Source organism: Georgenia sp. Z1344, assembly GCF_049856295.1.
GTDB lineage: Bacteria > Actinomycetota > Actinomycetes > Actinomycetales > Actinomycetaceae > JB111.
Window position 1 is genome coordinate 1 of sequence record NZ_JBNDMZ010000022.1, and the last position, 17,122, is coordinate 17,122.

17 protein-coding genes are annotated in these 17,122 nt (G+C 71.8%); 12 read left to right on the top strand and 5 right to left on the bottom strand.

The genetic code is table 11. From position 1 onward, the window contains the following. Window positions 1-234: 234 nt before the first annotated feature. From ACPYO6_RS16490 to ACPYO6_RS16510, 5 genes are all read left to right on the top strand, one after another. The gene (locus ACPYO6_RS16490; RefSeq protein ID WP_425715886.1) at window positions 235-555 is read left to right on the top strand and encodes a putative quinol monooxygenase; all 321 of its coding nucleotides are present in this window, start codon (window positions 235-237) and stop codon (window positions 553-555) included. 56 nt (window positions 556-611) lie between these two features. Continuing rightward, the gene (locus tag ACPYO6_RS16495; protein ID WP_425715887.1) at window positions 612-821 is read left to right on the top strand and encodes a hypothetical protein; all 210 of its coding nucleotides are present in this window, start codon (window positions 612-614) and stop codon (window positions 819-821) included. Between the two features lie 175 nt (window positions 822-996). Continuing rightward, window positions 997-1,425, top strand: a complete 429-nt coding sequence (locus ACPYO6_RS16500) for a zinc-ribbon domain-containing protein (protein WP_425715888.1) — start codon at window positions 997-999, stop codon at window positions 1,423-1,425. A gap of 73 nt (window positions 1,426-1,498) precedes the next feature. Further along, window positions 1,499-3,682 carry a S9 family peptidase gene (locus ACPYO6_RS16505; protein WP_425715889.1) on the top strand — a complete coding sequence of 728 codons (2,184 nt, stop codon included), beginning with the start codon at window positions 1,499-1,501 and terminating at the stop codon, window positions 3,680-3,682. A gap of 61 nt (window positions 3,683-3,743) precedes the next feature. Further along, window positions 3,744-4,781 carry a YihY/virulence factor BrkB family protein gene (locus ACPYO6_RS16510; protein ID WP_425715890.1) on the top strand — a complete coding sequence of 346 codons (1,038 nt, stop codon included), beginning with the start codon at window positions 3,744-3,746 and terminating at the stop codon, window positions 4,779-4,781. 39 nt (window positions 4,782-4,820) lie between these two features. On the opposite strand, the gene ACPYO6_RS16515 is transcribed toward ACPYO6_RS16510, so the two are convergent. The 5 genes from ACPYO6_RS16515 to ACPYO6_RS16535 all read right to left on the bottom strand — a co-directional run bounded on the left by ACPYO6_RS16515 (window position 4,821) and on the right by ACPYO6_RS16535 (window position 8,389). Continuing rightward, the gene (locus ACPYO6_RS16515; protein ID WP_425715891.1) at window positions 4,821-5,009 is read right to left on the bottom strand and encodes a hypothetical protein; all 189 of its coding nucleotides are present in this window, start codon (window positions 5,007-5,009) and stop codon (window positions 4,821-4,823) included. 69 nt (window positions 5,010-5,078) lie between these two features. Next, the gene (gene mtnN / locus ACPYO6_RS16520) at window positions 5,079-5,843 is read right to left on the bottom strand and encodes a 5'-methylthioadenosine/S-adenosylhomocysteine nucleosidase (protein ID WP_425715901.1); all 765 of its coding nucleotides are present in this window, start codon (window positions 5,841-5,843) and stop codon (window positions 5,079-5,081) included. Continuing rightward, window positions 5,843-6,364, bottom strand: a complete 522-nt coding sequence (locus tag ACPYO6_RS16525) for an S-ribosylhomocysteine lyase (protein WP_425715892.1) — start codon at window positions 6,362-6,364, stop codon at window positions 5,843-5,845. The genes mtnN and ACPYO6_RS16525 overlap by 1 nt, the downstream gene beginning before the upstream one ends. A gap of 487 nt (window positions 6,365-6,851) precedes the next feature. Beyond that, entirely contained in the window at window positions 6,852-7,673 is an 822-nt protein-coding gene (locus tag ACPYO6_RS16530) for an ABC transporter permease (RefSeq protein ID WP_425715893.1), read from the bottom strand. Next, window positions 7,670-8,389: an ABC transporter ATP-binding protein gene (locus ACPYO6_RS16535; protein ID WP_425715894.1), complete on the bottom strand. Its 720-nt coding sequence runs from the start codon at window positions 8,387-8,389 to the stop codon at window positions 7,670-7,672. The genes ACPYO6_RS16530 and ACPYO6_RS16535 overlap by 4 nt, the downstream gene beginning before the upstream one ends. Before the next feature lie 206 nt (window positions 8,390-8,595). Between ACPYO6_RS16535 and ACPYO6_RS16540 the strand changes: the two genes are divergently transcribed. The 7 genes from ACPYO6_RS16540 to ACPYO6_RS16570 all read left to right on the top strand — a co-directional run bounded on the left by ACPYO6_RS16540 (window position 8,596) and on the right by ACPYO6_RS16570 (window position 17,115). Next, complete coding sequence (locus tag ACPYO6_RS16540; RefSeq protein ID WP_425715895.1) at window positions 8,596-10,143, top strand: sensor histidine kinase; 1,548 nt, start codon at window positions 8,596-8,598, stop codon at window positions 10,141-10,143. Window positions 10,144-10,147: 4 nt separating this feature from the next. Then, window positions 10,148-10,843 carry a response regulator gene (locus ACPYO6_RS16545; protein ID WP_425715896.1) on the top strand — a complete coding sequence of 232 codons (696 nt, stop codon included), beginning with the start codon at window positions 10,148-10,150 and terminating at the stop codon, window positions 10,841-10,843. Between the two features lie 653 nt (window positions 10,844-11,496). After that, a complete protein-coding gene (gene nrdH, locus ACPYO6_RS16550) occupies window positions 11,497-11,742 on the top strand; it encodes a glutaredoxin-like protein NrdH (protein WP_425715897.1) in 246 nt (81 codons plus the stop codon). A gap of 21 nt (window positions 11,743-11,763) precedes the next feature. Continuing rightward, window positions 11,764-12,165: a class Ib ribonucleoside-diphosphate reductase assembly flavoprotein NrdI gene (nrdI, locus tag ACPYO6_RS16555; RefSeq protein ID WP_425715898.1), complete on the top strand. Its 402-nt coding sequence runs from the start codon at window positions 11,764-11,766 to the stop codon at window positions 12,163-12,165. Continuing rightward, entirely contained in the window at window positions 12,150-14,306 is a 2,157-nt protein-coding gene (gene nrdE, locus ACPYO6_RS16560; RefSeq protein WP_425715899.1) for a class 1b ribonucleoside-diphosphate reductase subunit alpha, read from the top strand. Before nrdI ends, nrdE begins: the two co-directional genes overlap by 16 nt. A 373-nt stretch (window positions 14,307-14,679) precedes the next feature. Beyond that, the gene (locus ACPYO6_RS16565) at window positions 14,680-15,897 is read left to right on the top strand and encodes a hypothetical protein (protein WP_425715900.1); all 1,218 of its coding nucleotides are present in this window, start codon (window positions 14,680-14,682) and stop codon (window positions 15,895-15,897) included. 93 nt (window positions 15,898-15,990) lie between these two features. Then, entirely contained in the window at window positions 15,991-17,115 is a 1,125-nt protein-coding gene (locus tag ACPYO6_RS16570; protein ID WP_425713196.1) for an IS30 family transposase, read from the top strand. Window positions 17,116-17,122 lie beyond the last annotated feature (7 nt).

The window sequence follows — 17,122 nt, forward strand, 5'->3', positions numbered from 1 at the left end:
ACGGGGATTGAACCCACCTTGGGGGTGGGGGGGCCCCCCAGGGGGGGGGACCCCCGCCGTCGTGCGTCCGGGGTCCTGTCGCCGAGATTGCGGTTGCGGCCCCAACCACAATCTCGACGACGACGAACCGCAATCTCGACGACGGGCGTGGACGCGCAACCTCACGTCGGCGGATCGTGCCAGGCTCGTCCTCGGGCCGGAACCGGCCGCTGCCGAGCAGATCAAGGAGCAGGGATGTACTTCATCGTCGTCCGGTACGAGGTCAAGCCGGAGAGCGTCGACGCCTGGCCGGAGATCGTCCGCGAGTTCACCGAGCGGACGCGGCAGGAGCCGGGCAACCTCTTCTTCGAGTGGTCCCGCAGCCTCGAGCGGCCCAGCGAGTACGTGCTCGTCGAGGGCTTCACCGACGACGGCGCCGCGCCGCACGTGAGCAGCGACCACTTCGCCGCCGGGCTCGAGACCATGCGCCCGCACCTCGTGAGCACGCCGCGGATCATCTCGCGCCAGGTCGACGGCGAGGGCTGGGACGAGATGGGCGAGCTCCAGATCCCCTGACCGACGCTGCGGCGGGCGGCACGGGTCGGGGTGCGTGGGCCGGTAGCGTCTCGGTCATGCCCGACGCCCCCGCCCGCCGCCCGCTCCCGCCCAAGTGGTCCCAGCTCGTCATCTCGATCGCGGTCGGCGCGCTGCTCGGCCTGCTGTGGGGGCTGTGGCGGGGTGACCTCACACGGTGGCTGCTGCTCGGCGCGATCGTCGGTGCCGTCAGCGGTCTGTGGTCCGAGCTGCGCCTCGCGCGGGAGAAGCGGGACCGCGAGAAGTAGCCGACGCGACGGGCGCGATCCGCGACCAGGAGCCGGGGGCCCCGACCGGGAGCATCGCGACCCGACCGGCTAGCACGACCGGCCCCGTCGTCGAACCTCACGCCCGCGCGGAGACCGGGAACCTCTCCCCTGGGCACGGCCCGAAGCAGGTGCGGGCCCGCTCTACTCTTCTCGCATGATCATCTGGGGATCGCGCACCAAGCGCAAGCACGTCCTGACGACCAACCTCGTGTGCAGCCGCTGCCACAACCCGGCGGCCACCCACCTCTTCATGCTCATCGCGAAGTTCACGCTGTTCTTCATCCCACTCTTCCCGTACTCGAAGAAGCGGTTCATGGAGTGCACGTTCTGCGGCTCCCAGACCCAGCTGAGCAAGGAGCAGTTCGAGCAGATCGAGCAGGCGGCCGAGCAGGGCGGCGGTTCGATGCCCGGCTACCAGGGCGCGGCGCCGACCGCTCCCCAGGGGTACGGCCAGCAGGGCTACCAGCAGCAGAACCAGCAGCCGCAGCAGCCCCAGCAGCAGTACCCGGGCGCGAACTACGGCCAGCAGGGTCAGCAGCCCCAGCAGCAGTACCCCGGCGCGAACTACCACCCCCAGGGCTGAGCCTCCCGCCCGAGGTCACCGGCCCGGCCGGTCGGCCCTCACCCGGCGCGGCCCAGGTCGGTAGCCTCGGGCGGTGAGCACCGCCGCCGACATCCCGCAGCCGCCCGCCCCTCGCCACGTCGAGCACCACCGCGTCCATCACGGGCACGACGTCGTCGACCCGTTCGACTGGATGCGGGACAAGGAGTCCCCGGAGCTGCTCGCCCACCTCGAGGCCGAGAACGCCTACGCGGACGCCCGCACCGGCCACCTCGCGGACCTCGAGGCCCGCATCGTCTCCGAGATCAAGGACCGCACCCAGGAGACGGACACCGACGTCCCCGTCCTCGAGCGCGGCTGGTGGTACTACACCCGCACCCACGCCGGGAGGCAGTACCCCACGTGGCACCGGGTCGCCGACACCCGGTCCGGCCGGCCCGACCCGTCCGGCACCATGGCCGGCGAGCAGCTCGTCCTCGACGGCAACGCCGAGGCCGAGGGGCAGGCCTTCTTCAAGGTCTCCGAGATCGTCGTGGCCCCCGACGCCCGGCACGCCGCGATCGGCATCGACCTCGACGGCGGCGAGCTCTTCGACGTCCGGGTCGTCGACCTCACCACCGGCGAGACCGTCGACGACTCCGTCCGCGGCGTCGGCTACGGCCTGGCCTGGACCACCGACTCGACGCGCCTGATCTACGTCCGCACCGACGACGCCTGGCGCCCCCACGAGGTGTGGAGCCACGCGGTCGGCTCGGACCCGACCACCGACGAGCGACTCGTGCGCGAGGACGACGAGACCTACTGGACGTGGATCGAGACCTCCCGCGACGGCCGCTGGCTCGTGGTCCACCACGCCGCCACTACGTCCGGGGAGGCCCTGCTCGTCCCCCTCGACGCCGACGCGCTCGTCCCGCAGGTCGTCTCGCCCCGGCGTCCGGGCCTCGAGTACACGGTCGAGGTCGCCGGCGACCACCTCCTCGTCGTCCACAACCTCACGCAGAAGGACTTCACGCTCTCGGCCGCGCCGCTCGGCCCCTCCGCACCCGAGGACTGGAGCGACCTCCTGCGGTCCGCGGACGGGGAGCGGATCCTCGCCGCCCACGCGTTCGCCGGGCACGCCGTCGTCGAGCTGCGCGCCGGTGGCCTGCCCGCCCTTCGCGTCCTCCCCCGCACCGGCTCCGCCGGGAACGACACCCCGCCCGACGACGACGCCGCACCCACCGGTGGCGGACCCGCCGGCGGCGCGGGACCGGCCTACGGGCCGGCGCGCGACGTCGTCGTGGACGGGGAGCTCACCGCCGTCGCGCTGGGCGAGGTGCGCGAGTGGGAGAGCGACGAGATCCTCGTCGAGACGCAGTCGTTCCTCACGCCGCCCACGGTCTCCGCGCACTCCCTCGCCGACGGGTCGGCCGTGGTCGTCAAGCAGAAGGTCGTGCCGGGCTACGAGCCGGAGCGGTATGTCGAGCGGCGCGAGTGGGCCACGGCCGGCGACGGCACCCGCATCCCGCTCTCGATCGTCCACCGGGCCGACGTGACGGCCGACGGCACCGCCCCCGGCCTGCTCTACGGGTACGGCTCCTACGAGGTCTCGGTGGACCCGGCCTTCAGCGCCGAGCGGCTGCCGCTGCTCGACCGGGGCGTGGTGTTCGCCGTCGCGCACGTGCGGGGCGGCGGCGAGCTCGGCCGCTCCTGGTACGAGGACGGCAAGCTCGACCGCAAGCGCAACACCTTCACCGACTTCGTCGACGCCGCCCACCACGTCCTCGACACCGGGCTCGTCGCGCGCGGACGGCTCGCCGCCCAGGGCCGCTCGGCCGGCGGCCTGCTCATGGGCGCCGTGGCCAACCTCGCCCCGGAGACGTTCCGCGTCATCCACGCCGGGGTGCCCTTCGTCGACGCGCTGACGACGATCCTCGACCCGTCGCTGCCGCTGACCACGGGGGAGTGGGAGGAGTGGGGCGACCCGCTGCACGACCCGGCGTTCTACGACTACATGGCGACCTACGCCCCCTACGACAACCTGCGCGAGGCGCCCTACCCCGCGATCCTCGCCACCACCTCGCTCAACGACATCCGGGTGATGTACGTCGAGCCCGCCAAGTGGGTGGCCCGGCTGCGCGAGGTGACGACCTCCGACCCCGCCGACCGACCCGTGCTCCTGCGCTGCGAGATGGTCGCCGGGCACGGCGGGCGCTCCGGCCGCTACGACCGCTGGTCCGAGCGTGCGGCCGAGTGGGCCTTCGTCCTCGACCAGCTGGGCGTCGCCGATCGTCCCTGATCACCCGCGGCGACGGCGCGACATCCCGCCCGGTGGGGCGATCGTCGGCCACCCTGGGCGCATGAGGACGGGATCGGGCGCGCACCGGGTGCCGGAGCCTGCCCGCGGGACGCCGTCGGCCTGGTGGTACGTCCTGCGTCGGACGATCACCGAGTTCGTCGACGACCAGCTGATCGACCGCGCGGCGGCCCTCACGTTCTTCGCCGTGCTCTCGGTGTTCCCGGCGCTCGTCGCGCTCGTGTCCGTCCTCGGCCTCTTCGGGCAGGGGGCGACGACGACGAACGCGATCCTCACCATGCTCGAGGGACCGCTCCCGTCGGACCTCGTCGCCCAGCTGCGCGAGCCGGTCGCCTCCGTCACCGAGAACCGGGGAGCCGGACTCGGACTCGTGCTCGGGCTCCTCGTCTCGATGTGGACGGCGTCGAACTACGTGTACGCCTTCAGCCGGGCGATGAACATCGTCTACGACACGGAGGAGGGGCGGCCGCTGTGGAAGCACCGTCCCGCGATGTACCTGCTGACGGTGGTGCTCATCCTGCTCGTCGGCGTCGCGGCCGTGCTGCTCGTCGTCACCCGGCCGGTCGCGCAGTGGCTGGGTGACCTCGTGGGCCTCGGCGACACGTCCGTCCTCGTGTGGAGCATCGTGCGCTGGCCGGTCCTCGTTCTCGTGGTGATCGTCGTCATCGCGCTGCTGTACTACGCCACGCCCAACGCCCGCCTCACCCGGATGCGGTGGATCAGCCCGGGCGCCGCTCTCGCGATCCTCGTCGCCGCGCTGGCCACGTTCGGGTTCGCGGTCTACGTCTCGAGCTTCGGTCGGTTCAACGCCACGTACGGGGCGCTGGCCGGCGCCGTCGTATTCCTTCTGTGGCTGTGGGTGATGAACCTCGTGCTCCTGCTCGGCGCCGAGCTCGACTCCGAGCTCGCCCGGATGCGGCAGCTGCGCGCCGGGGTGAGCGCAGAGGTCGACCTCCAGCTCCCCGTGCGGGAGGAGACGAGGACGCGGAAGGTGCGGGCGCGGCAGGCGCGTCAGGTGGACGAGGCGCGGGCGATCCGGGTCGCGCACGCCGCGCGGACGGAGCCGGAGGGCGAACGGTAGCGGTGCGGCCGACCCGACGTGCGGTCCCGCGCGCCGGGTTCAGGAGTCCTGGGCGTCCGGCTCGTCGTCGGAGGTCTCGCCGTCCGACGTGGAGGAGCTGCCCTGGTGCACCGCGGTGGCGGCCATGGCGGCCTCGTTGCGCGGGCTGAGCGCGAGGACGGTGCGTGCGACGACGACCGCGAGCGCGAGGACGCCCACGACGACGAGGATCCAGGTCCAGTCCGGCATGTCTCTCCTTGTTCGCGGCGCCCTCATCGTACGGCCGACCGCCCGGGGCGCGCGGTGTGCCCGAGGGCGTCAGGCCGCGAGCATCCCCAGCACGACCCGGGCGCTGAGCCCGGCCACGTGGTCGACCTCGAGGTGGAAGTCCTGGTCCGCCGACGGGCCGCACAGGTCGGAGATGCCGCGGACCGAGATGACGGGGACGTCGGAGTCGGTGGCGACCTGGGCGATCGCCGTCGACTCCATGTCGGTGCTCAGGGCGTCCGGGAACGCGGCCCGGTAGGCGTCCACGTTGACGGCGGTGACGAACGCGTCCCCGCTGAGCACGAGTCCCGGCCGGACGGGCACGCCGACGTCCTGACCGGCGGCGACACCCGCTTCGACGAGCTCGGGGACCACGGGGAAGACCGGCGGCTGGCCCGGGACCTGCCCGCGCGCGTAGCCGAACGCGGTGGCGTCGGCCTGGCCGTAGACCAGCCCGGTGGCCACGACGACGTCCCCGACCTCGACGTCCGTGTGCAGCCCGCCGGCCGAGCCGGCGGACACGACGACGCGCGGCGCGTAGGAGAGCAGTGCCCAGGTGGCGGCGGCGGCGGCGTTGACGAGGCCGACCCGCGTGCGCACGAGCACGAGGTCGAGGCCGCGGACGGTCGCGCGCAGGGCGCGGGCGTCACCGGGTGCGTCGAGCTCGACGGGGTCGGTGGCGTCCTCGAGGAACGGGGAGAGCTCCTCGCCCATCGCGCAGAGCACGACGGCGTCGACGGTCTCGAGGGAGTTCTTGGCGGCGCGGGCCTCGCGGGCGGCGGCGCGGCTCTCGAGGAGGCGGTCGATGGGTGACATCACGGGCGCCCCTCGTCGTCGTGCGTGGTGGCGTGCGTGGTGGGGTCGTCCGTCCCGGGCTCCGCCATGACCTGGCCCCACTGCTCGCGCGCGGCGAGCATCGCGGCGGCGGCCTCGCGGGCGCCCTCGAGGCTGTGGCTCGCGCCCCAGCCGCACTGCACCTCGTTCGCCGCGGGGACCTCGGTCTGCTCGGTGACGGCGCGCAGGGTGTCGGCGAGCACGGCCATCGTGCCGGGCAGGTCCGGGGCGGCGGCGCGCAGGAGGTAGAAGCCGGTCTGGCAGCCCATCGGGGAGAAGTCGACGACGTCGTCGGCGTGGTCGCGGACCGCCTCGGCCACGGAGTGCTCGAGGGAGTGCACGACCGGCATCTCCAGGTGGGCGACGTTCGGCTGGGTGAACCGGATGTCGTACTTCGTCAGGACGGCGCCGCCGGGCAGCTCCTTGACGTCGGCGACACGGACGTACGGCGCTGACACGGCGCGGTGGTCGAGGTTGAAGCTCTCGACGTTCATCTGTGGCACTGCGCGTTCCTCTCGTCCAGGGGGGACACGGTCATCATCCCAGGCCCGTGCCCGTGAGGACCGGCCTCCCGGCGTCGGGCATCCCACACGGGACGGCGTCGGGCATGGGGCGGAGATCTCGCACGGGACGGTGAAACCGCGCGGGGCGGCCGTCGTGCGCGGGGTGGGGCGTCGTGCGGGGAGAGCGGGTCGAGGCCCCCGCTCCGGGTAGCCGTCCCGGCGCGGGAGCCTCGTGGTCGTCGAGGACGACCCGCGCGGCGTGCCGTCCCCCAGGACTCCGCGCCGCGCGTGACCGGTGCCGCCGGCGGAGAGCCGGCGGCGGGTGCGTCGCACCCGGCCCGCGATACCGGGCCGGATGGACGGGTGCGCCGGGGCCCGACCCGCGGGGTGCGTTCCGCGGGTCGGGCCCCGGGCGGGGCGCCGACGGTTCGTCCCGGTCAGGCGCCCGGGTGGCGGTGCGCAACCCCCCGGCGACGCACCGCCTGGATCAGGCCGCCTCGCGGCGGACCGTGCGGTACCAGCCGCCGACCATGGGGGCGACTACCCAGATGGCGGCCGACGTGGCGATCTGCGCCCATCCGGTCGCGTCCATCCCGTCGTCCATGAACATCTGGGTCCAGGCGAGGCTCGGGTCGACCCACTGGAGCACGTCCTGCAGGTCGGGGAAGAGCCCCGAGACGGCGCTGAGCACCATCGGCAGGAGGAAGAACAGGACGATCGCGATCGCCGGTGCGTGCAGGAGCAGTCCGAACGCCACACCCATGAGCGTGTAGAGGACGACGTTGAGCAGGAGGCCGCCGATGATCTCCGAGTCGAGGGCCCAGTCGGCCGTCACGGCGGAGTCGGTCGCGGCCGAGAGGGCGTGACCGCCGGCGGCGAACGCGACCGAGATGACGGTGATGACGAGCGCGAGCACGAGGGCGGCCGCGATCTTGGCGACGATCACCCGGGAACGCCGCGGCTCGAGGGCGAAGGTCTGCAGGGTCGTGCGCTGCGACCACTCCTGACTGGCGGCGAGCACGCCGACGATCGGGAGCAGCACGAGCTGGACCTGGAGCAGGATCGAGAGGTAGCCCTCGAACGGGAGGCCGTCGGTGGCGCCGGCCAGCGCGACGATGAGCATCGCGGCGAGGTCGATGACGAGGATCGCGGCGAGCAGGCCGAACCCGGAGCGGGTGTCGACCATCTTGCGCAGCTCGACCTGGACGAGCCGGCCGAGCGAGATGCCGGGGGCGTCGGGGACGGCGGTGGTCGCGGTGGTGGGGGCCGCGGCAGGTGCGGCGGACGCAGTCTGGACGTTGGTGGTCATGCGGCACGCTCCGAACGGTCGTCGTGGGCGGTGGTGGTGAAGAAGAGCTCTTCGATGTCGGTGGTGGCGAGCAGCTCGTCCTTGGCGCCGGCGGCGAGGAGGCGGCCGTTGCCGATGACGAGGAGGTCGTCGGCGGCCTGGGCCACCTCGCTGAGCAGGTGCGAGGACAGCAGGACGGTGCCGCCGCGCTCGGCGTGGCCGCGCAGGAGCTGGCGCATCCAGCGGATGCCCTGCGGGTCGAGGCCGTTGACGGGCTCGTCGAGGATGAGGACCTCCGGGTCGCCGAGGAGGGCGAACCCGATGCCGAGCCGCTGACGCATCCCGAGCGAGTAGCCCTTGACGCGGCGCTTCGCCTCCTTGGCCGTGAGGCCGACGGTGTCCAGCACCTCCTCGACGCGCGAGGTCGGCAGGCCCATCGTCAGGGCGCCGAGGGTGAGCACCTCACGGCCGGTGCGCCCGTTGTGCTGGGCGGAGGCGTCGAGGAGGACGCCGACGTGCCGGCCGGGGTTCGTCAGGTCGGTGTAGCGACGCCCGAGGACGGTGGCGGTGCCGCTGGTGGGCGTCGCGAGCCCGACGATCATCCGCATGGTGGTGGACTTGCCCGACCCGTTGGGACCGAGGAAGCCGGTGACGCGCCCGGGGCGCGCGATGAAGGACAGGTTGTCGACGGCGGTGGCGGGGCCGTATCGCTTGGTCAGTGCCTCGGTGGTGATCATGGATCCAGGATGGCCGGGCGGGAGGGGTGTGCGGATCGACCGAACGGGTCGCTTCCCGGAGCCTCGAGGCTGGTCCCGTGGGCCGGAGGGCGTACGACGGAGGAGGGAGGGGGTCCACCGCTGGGTGGACCGCGCTCGCCCGAGGGCGGAGGGGGTCGATCCGCGTGCCGGACGTCTCGCGCGGCCGCGGAACCTACTGTGGCGGCATGACTGCGTCCCGGCCCGAGCGCGACGGCGTGGGCGCGGGCACGCCCGTGGACGTCGACGCGCCTGCCGACGCCGACGTGCCGGCGGCCGACGTGCGTGCCGCCGACGCGCCCATGGACGTCCCCGCGGACGAGGCGACCGAGGACCTCACCGTCCGCGCACGGTGGTGGCGGCGCGCCCTGCCCTACGTGTTCGCCGGCGGCTGGGTCCTGGTCGGGATCGCCATGCTCCTGCTCATCGGCATCATCCTGCCGGCGGGCAACGACGTCGCGATCGTGACGCTGGCCCTCGACGCCGTCCTGGGCATCGTGTGCTTCGGCCTGCTCTTCGTGCGCAAGCGCTGGCCGCGCACGGTCACCATGACGATCACGATCGTCGCGTCGACGCTGTCCTTCATCGGCGTGGGGGCGCTCATCGTCGCGCTCAGCAGCTACGCGGCGCGTCCGGTCCGCGACGGGAGGCGGCTGCAGCGATACGCGTTCTTCGGCGTCGTGACCCTCGTCGTCATCGTCGGCGGGATGGTCTACGACTGGGTGACCCGCAGGTTCGTGGCCATGCCGCCCGAGGCCGACGTCATGGTGTCCGGCAACCAGGCGGACGCGCCGCTGCTCGCGTCGACCACCGGCATCGTCACCTCCGTCGTCGTCTCGTTCCTGCTCGTGGGCCTCTGCTTCGCGGTCGGCTCCTACGTGGGCGCCCGCCGGGCGCTGCTGGCCGAGCTCCAGCAACGGGCCCGGCGCGCTGAGGCCGTGGTCGAGGCGTCGACCGAGCGGGCGCGGACGGCCGAGCGCAACCGCATCGCGCGCGAGATGCATGACGTGCTCGCCCACCGGATCTCGCTCGTCGCCCTCCACTCGGGGGCGCTGAGCCACCGCGACGACCTGCCCCCGGACGCGGTCCGCGAGGCCGCCGGCGTCATCAGCTCGAACGCCCAGCTCGCCCTCACCGAGTTGCGCCAGGTCCTCGGCGTGCTGCGGGCCGACAACGGCGGCGACGGCGGCAAGGGGCACCGGGAACCGCCGCAGCCGACCATGGCGGCGATCGACGGTCTGATCACCGACGCCCGCACGGTCGGGTCCCGGGTGCGGCTGTCCGTCATCGGCATCGGCTCCCTGCGGATGCCGGCGGCCCAGGCGCTGACGGCGGGCACCGGCGTGGACGACGTCCTCGCCACTCTCTCGCCGACCGTGTCCCGGACGGCCTACCGGGTCCTGCAGGAGGCGCTGACGAACGCCCGCAAGCACGCCCCCGACGCCGTCGTCGACGTCGAGCTCTCGGGTCGCCTCGGCAAGGTGCTCACCCTGTCGGTCACCAACCCCATGCCGTTCCCGCGCCCGACGGGCGAGGGCGGCGACGGGGTGTCGCTCGGGGGGATCGTGGGATCGGGGAGCGGCCTGACCGGGCTCGCCGAGCGCACCGACCTCGCGGGCGGCACCCTCGACCACGGGGTCGAGCCGGACGGTACGGGGCGCACGGTCTTCGCCGTGCGCGCGTGGCTGCCCTGGGACGAGAGCGTCGGCGGCTGGCGCGGCCGCGGGGGAGGATAGGGGCATGAGCGAGCCATCAACGCCCACCGCCGGTGCGCCGGTGCGCGTGGTCCTCGTCGACGACGACCCGCTCGTGCGCGCGGGCCTGCGCATGCTGCTCCACGGCGGGGACATCGAGATCGTCGCCGAGGGCGACGACGGGCGCGTCGCGCAGCGGCTGGTCGAGGAGCACCGCCCCGACGTCGTGCTGATGGACGTGCGGATGCCCGTGATGGACGGCGTGACCGCCACCCAGCGGCTCACCGACTCCGGCACCGCGACCCGGGTGATCGTGCTGACCACGTTCGACTCCGACGACATGGTGGTGAGCGCCCTGCGCGCCGGTGCCCAGGGCTTCCTGCTCAAGGACACGCCGCCGGGCGACCTCGTGGCGGCCGTGCGGCGCGCCGCGCGCGGGGAGCCCGCGCTCTCGCCGTCCGTGGCGGCGCAGCTCATGGCGCGCGTGGCCGCGCCCGAGGAGGTCGACGACGAGCAGGCCGCGGCCGAGGAGGCCCGCGCCGCGTTCGCCGAGCTGACTGAGCGCGAGCAGGACGTGGCCCGCGCCGTCGCCCGCGGACTGTCCAACGCCGAGATCGCCGCCGAGCTCTACCTCGGGGTGGCGACGGTCAAGACCCACGTGGGTCGCGTCTTCAACAAGCTCGGGGTGGCCAACCGGGTCCACGTCGCCCGCATGGTCCAGGACGCCGGCGAGGCCCACTGAGCCGCTCGCCCCTGGTTACCGGCGTTCGTCGAGATTGCGGTTGGTGCACGTCGAGATTGCGGTTCGTCGTCGTGGTCGAGTGTGCGGTTGAGGACTGTCGAGAGTGCGGGTGAGGCGCGCGCCGCGCCCCCGCGACGACGACCCCGGCGACACGCCCGGGATCCACGCGCCGGCGTGATCGCCACCCTGTGGACGACACGCCGAGGAAGCCCCGACACGCCGACACCTTCGACGTGCCGAGCGGTGGACAGGGGCGGGTGGCTCGTCGTCGTCCCCAGGTGTGTGGAGGGCGGTCCGCCGCTCGTCCACGGGTCCGGCTCTCGATGTCGGTGGCCTCCGGCAGGCTGAGGAGACCGCAGGAACATGCGGCGCGGGTCTCTCTCGAGGTGGCAGGAGGGCGGGTACCGACCGTCCACCGCCGCTCCACAGGAACCCGTCGGACGCGCACAGGAGGGGACGATGGGCTGTGGACAGAGCGAGTTGTGGACGACACGACACCACAAGACCTAGTGGTCGTCGCAGCGGCCGACCCCCAGGTGTAGTGTCGATGGTCCGAGGTCATTGATCGCCTCGTCCAAACCACACGCTTGTAGTTTCACGCGCGGAAGTCCGCGCCGTCCCGGACAGGCCCCACGGAAGGAGACCGGCTCGCCATGAGCATCACCGTCTACTCGAAGCCGTCGTGCGTGCAGTGCGATGCCACCTACCGCGCGCTCACGAAGCAGGGCCTGGAGTTCGACGTCGTCGACGTCACCGAGGACGCGGAGGCGCTCGCCTCCGTCCAGGCGCTCGGCTACCAGCAGGCGCCCGTGGTCATGGCCGACGGGGACCACTGGTCGGGGTTCCGCCCCGACCGCATCAAGGCCGTCGCCGCCGCGCGCGCCGCGGCGGTGGCCTGACCGGACCGGGAGGGGGTCGGCGTGGCGCACGTCGTCTACTTCTCGTCCGCCACGAACAACACCCACCGGTTCGTCGACAAGCTGGACCTGCCGGCGCACCGCATCCCGCTCCGTCGCACCGAGCCGCACCTGCGGGTCGATGACGAGTACGTCCTGGTCGTCCCCACGTACGGCGGGGGCAACGGGAAGGGTGCGGTGCCCAAGCAGGTCATCCACTTCCTCAACGACGAGCACAACCGCTCGCTCATCCGCGGGGTCGTCTCCGCGGGCAACCTCAACTTCGGGTCGGCGTACGGACTGGCGGGGGAGATCGTCTCCGCCAAGTGTCGCGTCCCGCACATGTACCGATTCGAGCTCCTGGGCACGCCGCACGACGTGACCCGGGTCAAGGAAGGACTGAACGCCCTGTGGCCACCACGCTGACCGACACCGGGTTGGAGGCTCTGTCGTCGCCGGAGCTGGACTACCACGCGCTCAACGCGATGCTCAACCTGTACGACGCCGACGGCAACATCCAGTTCGACGCCGACCGCCAGGCGGCGCGCCAGTACTTCCTCCAGCACGTCAACAAGAACACGGTCTTCTTCCACAACCTGCGCGAGAAGCTCGACCACCTCGTGACCGAGGGCTACTACGAGGGCGAGGTGCTCGCGAAGTACAGCCACGAGTTCCTCGAGAGCCTCTGGGACCAGGCGTGGGCGAAGAAGTTCCGCTTCGAGACGTTCCTCGGCGCGTTCAAGTACTACACGTCGTACACGCTCAAGACCTTCGACGGCAGCCGCTACCTCGAGCGCTTCGAGGACCGGGTCGTCATGGTCGCGCTCACGCTGGCCGACGGCAAGGAGCAGGCCGCGCGGGACATGGTCGACGAGATGCTGGCCGGCCGGTTCCAGCCGGCCACGCCGACCTTCCTCAACGCCGGCAAGGCCCAGCGCGGCGAGCTCGTCTCCTGCTTCCTCCTGCGCGTGGAGGACAACATGGAGTCGATCGCCCGCGGCATCAACTCCTCCCTGCAGCTGTCCAAGCGCGGCGGCGGCGTGGCCCTGTCGCTGACGAACATCCGTGAGTCGGGCGCGCCGATCAAGAAGATCCAGAACCAGTCCTCCGGCGTCATCCCCGTGATGAAGCTGCTCGAGGACTCCTTCTCCTACGCGAACCAGCTCGGCGCGCGCCAGGGTGCAGGTGCGGTCTACCTCAACGCCCACCACCCGGACATCTACAAGTTCCTCGACACCAAGCGGGAGAACGCGGACGAGAAGATCCGCATCAAGACCCTCTCCCTCGGCGTCGTCATCCCCGACATCACGTTCGAGCTGGCCAAGACGAACGAGGACATGTACCTCTTCTCGCCGTACGACGTCGAGCGGGTGTACGGGGTGCCGTTCTCCGAGATCTCGGTGAGCGAGAAGTACCGCGAGATGGTCGAGGACGGCCGGATCCGCAAGACGAAGATCAACGCGCGCCAGTTCTTCACGACGCTCGCGGAGATCCAGTTCGAGTCGGGCTACCCGTACATCGTGTTCGAGGACACCGTGAACCGGGCCAACCCGATCGACGGCCGGATCAGCATGTCCAACCTGTGCTCGGAGATCCTCCAGGTCTCGACCCCGTCGACCTTCAACGAGGACCTGTCCTACGCCGAGGTCGGCAAGGACATCTCCTGCAACCTCGGTTCGCTCAACATCGCCAAGACGATGGACTCGCCGGACCTGGGCAAGACGGTGGGCACGGCGATCCGTGCGCTCACCGCCGTCTCCGACCAGTCGAACATCTCCTCGGTGCCGTCGATCGAGCGTGGCAACGACATGTCGCACGCGATCGGCCTCGGGCAGATGAACCTCCACGGCTACCTCGCGCGCGAGCGGATCCACTACGGGTCCGAGGAGGGCCTCGACTTCACGAACATGTACTTCTACGCGGTGGCGTTCCACGCCGTGTCGGAGTCCAACAAGATCGCCACCGAGCGCCGCGAGACGTTCGCCGGCTTCGAGCGTTCGGCCTACGCGAGCGGGGAGTACTTCGACAAGTACACCGACCAGCTCTGGGAGCCGCGCACGCAGCGGGTCCGGGAGCTGTTCGCGGACGCCGGCGTCGCCCTGCCCACCCAGGACGACTGGCGAGCGCTCAAGGCCTCCGTCCAGGAGCACGGCATGTACAACCAGAACCTCCAGGCCGTGCCGCCGACCGGGTCGATCTCCTACATCAACAACTCGACGTCGTCGATCCACCCGATCGTCTCCAAGATCGAGATCCGCAAGGAGGGCAAGATCGGGCGCGTGTACTACCCGGCGCCCTACATGACGAACGACAACCTCGAGTTCTACGAGGACGCGTACGAGATCGGCCCCGAGAAGATCATCGACACCTACGCCGAGGCGACGCAGCACGTCGACCAGGGCCTGTCGCTCACGCTCTTCTTCAAGGACACGGTCACCACGCGCGACCTCAACCGGGCGCAGATCTACGCCTGGCGCAAGGGCATCAAGACGCTCTACTACATCCGCCTGCGTCAGCTCGCCCTCGAGGGCACCGAGGTCGAGGGCTGCGTCTCCTGCATGCTCTGACCCGTCCGACGACGCCGCTCACCTGAGCGGTCACGTCACCCGAGCACGGCCCCGGTCCGCACGCCCCTGAGGCGCGGACCGGGGCCGTTTCACGTGCTCGGTGGTGCGGGTCGGCGCGGGAGGGGAGCGTGGTTCCGCGCGCGGAGCCGCGCGGAACCACGGCCGACGGGCCGTGCACGACGTCGATAACACCGCGAGGGAGTTTCCTCACAGATCACGCAGAGGTATCGACCGGGTAACAAGTCGGCCATTACGGTGTGCGGGCCCGCGAACCCGACCTCGAACGCGTGGTTCCCCCCGGACCCAGGCACGCGACGTCGACGGCGCCGTCGCGCCGGACGGGCGGCCCTGTCCCCCAGCCACCGAGGTCATCATGAGCCCCCGTCCCGTCCAGGTCCTCGCGCTCGCCGCGGCCGCCACGGTCGCCGCACCGGCGTTCGCAGCCCCCGCCGCAGGCGCGTCCCCCGCTGCATCCGCGGCCGTGATCGACGCCGCCGCCGACAGCGCGGTCGCCCCCGTCGTCGGGGCCGCAACCGCGCTCCCCATGCACGGCGGTCCGATCGGCGACGACGGCGCGCAGTTCTACTTCCGCACCTCGGCCGGGGACCGGTCCGTGCGGTACGGGTCGGTCGGCGACGTCGCCTATGTGGGCGACTGGAACGGCGACGGCGTCGACACCCTCGCCATCCGTCGCGGGACCACCTTCCACGTCACGAACTCGACGACGTCGGGGGTCGCCGAGTACACCGTCAGCTACGGCCGGGCCGGCGACGACTACCTCGTCGGCGACTGGGACGGCGACGGGATCGACACGCTCGCCGTGCATCGCGGCTCGCAGGTGCTCATGTCCAACGACGTGCGCCCGAACCACGCCGACGTCGCCCTGTCCTACGGGCGGGCGAGCGACGACTACCTCGTGGGCGACTGGGACGGCGACGGCGTCGACACCCTCGCGATCCACCGGGGCACCGAGTTCCACCTCCGCAACAGCAACACGTCCGGCTGGGCCGACCAGGTCGTCCACTTCGGCAGCAGGGGCGACACGGCGATCTCCGGCGACTGGGACGGCAACGGCGTCGACTCGATCGGCGTGCACCGCCCGTCGCGCGCGGCCTTCTACCTGCGCAACGCCGTCAGCTCCGGCCCGGCGGACCAGGTGATCCGGTGGGGCCGCTCGACCGACCAGGCCTTCGCGGGCCGGTGGACCGCGGGAGCGGCGGACTCGGTCGGTCTTCAGCGCCCCGCGCCCCGCGCGGCGGCCGCCTCGAGGCCGGCCCCCTCGCCCGCGCCCAGCACGCCCCGCGAGATCGGCCGCACGATGGCCGCCGAGCGCGGCTGGACCGGTTCGCAGTGGACGTGCCTCGACCAGGTCTACACGTACGAGTCCCGGTGGGACCCGCGGGCGTCCAACAGCTACAGCGGCGCGTACGGCATCCCGCAGGCGCTGCCGGGCTCGAAGATGGCCTCGCACGGCGCGGACTGGCGGACCAACCCGGCTACGCAGATCGCCTGGGGCAACGACTACATCGCCGGCCGGTACGGCACCCCGTGCGGCGCGTGGTCGCACATCCAGTCGCGCGGCTGGTACTGAGCTCCGCTCACTCGTCGAGACTGCGGTTGGGAACCGTCGAGAGTGGGCGGTTTCAATCGGTTGTTGCAACGTGCGCCTTGGGAGGGTGTACGGATGGCTGGGAAGAGATTGACACTTGAGGAGCGGGCGAAGATCGAGGCGCTGTTCGGTCAGCGATTGACGTTCCCGCAGATCGCTGAGCGGATCGGTCGTCACCGGACCACGGTGTGGCGCGAGGTCACTCGCAATAACTCCTACCGGGGCGCTCACCTGGACACACCCGGGACGCGTTCCCCGGCGGGACGCCGGCAGGCCAATCCCGCCGGTCGTGGTGGCGCCTACCGGTGGGCGTACTCGTGCCGGAACGCGCAGCGCAGGGCCGACAAGCGGGCCCGCAGGCCCAGGCCCGGCAAGTTGACCGGCGATCGCCGCCGCGGGGTGACCTCGGGTCGCGGCCGGCTATGGCCCCTGGTGCGGGACAAGCTCGAACAGCGGTGGTCTCCGCAGCAGATCGCACACTGGCTTCGTCAGGAGTATCCCGACCGGCCGGAGCGATGGGTGTCCCACGAGACGATCTACCAAGCGATCTACTACCAAGCTCGTGGCGGGCTGCGCAGCGAGATCGCACGCCAGGTCGCACTCCGTACCGGGCGGACCAGGCGGCGCCCCCAGTCCCGCCTCGCGCGGGCGGCACACTCGGGCAAGGCCTGGACCCATGGCCTGAACATCAGCACCCGGCCGGCCGAGGTCGAAGACCGGGCCGTGCCCGGGCACTGGGAAGGTGACCTGATCATCGGTGCGCGTAGCGCGTCGGCGATCATCACCCTGGTCGAGCGTTCCACGCGGTACGTCATGCTCGGCGCTCTACCGGAGAGCAGGGTCTCCGAGCAGGTGATCGACGTGCTGATCGAGACGATGGGCCGCCTGCCGGCCGAGCTGGCCGCGACTCTGACCTGGGATCAGGGCGCTGAGATGGCCAAGCACGCCCACTTCACGCTGGCGACAGACTGCCGGGTCTTCTTCTGCGACCCGCACTCGCCCTGGCAGCGAGGCTCGAACGAGAACACCAACGGCCTGCTGCGGCAGTACTTTCCCCGCTCGAGTACCGACTTCCGCACCTACGCCCAGCGCGACCTCGACGCCGTCGCCCGCGAACTCAACACACGACCACGCATGACACTGGGCTGGCAGACTCCAGCGAAACGACTCAACGACCTACTCGTTGCAACAACCACTTGAAACCGCC

Coding starts and splice junctions, on each gene's coding strand:
- ACPYO6_RS16495 (WP_425715887.1), top strand. CDS start 612: ATGCCCGACGCCCCCGCCCGCCGCCCGCTCCCGCCCAAGTGGTCCCAG.
- ACPYO6_RS16570 (WP_425713196.1), top strand. CDS start 15,991: ATGGCTGGGAAGAGATTGACACTTGAGGAGCGGGCGAAGATCGAGGCG.
- ACPYO6_RS16490 (WP_425715886.1), top strand. CDS start 235: ATGTACTTCATCGTCGTCCGGTACGAGGTCAAGCCGGAGAGCGTCGAC.
- ACPYO6_RS16500 (WP_425715888.1), top strand. CDS start 997: ATGATCATCTGGGGATCGCGCACCAAGCGCAAGCACGTCCTGACGACC.
- ACPYO6_RS16545 (WP_425715896.1), top strand. CDS start 10,148: ATGAGCGAGCCATCAACGCCCACCGCCGGTGCGCCGGTGCGCGTGGTC.
- ACPYO6_RS16530 (WP_425715893.1), bottom strand. CDS start 7,673: ATGACCACCAACGTCCAGACTGCGTCCGCCGCACCTGCCGCGGCCCCC.
- nrdH (WP_425715897.1), top strand. CDS start 11,497: ATGAGCATCACCGTCTACTCGAAGCCGTCGTGCGTGCAGTGCGATGCC.
- ACPYO6_RS16535 (WP_425715894.1), bottom strand. CDS start 8,389: ATGATCACCACCGAGGCACTGACCAAGCGATACGGCCCCGCCACCGCC.
- ACPYO6_RS16540 (WP_425715895.1), top strand. CDS start 8,596: ATGACTGCGTCCCGGCCCGAGCGCGACGGCGTGGGCGCGGGCACGCCC.
- ACPYO6_RS16515 (WP_425715891.1), bottom strand. CDS start 5,009: ATGCCGGACTGGACCTGGATCCTCGTCGTCGTGGGCGTCCTCGCGCTC.
- ACPYO6_RS16510 (WP_425715890.1), top strand. CDS start 3,744: ATGAGGACGGGATCGGGCGCGCACCGGGTGCCGGAGCCTGCCCGCGGG.
- ACPYO6_RS16565 (WP_425715900.1), top strand. CDS start 14,680: ATGAGCCCCCGTCCCGTCCAGGTCCTCGCGCTCGCCGCGGCCGCCACG.
- mtnN (WP_425715901.1), bottom strand. CDS start 5,843: ATGTCACCCATCGACCGCCTCCTCGAGAGCCGCGCCGCCGCCCGCGAG.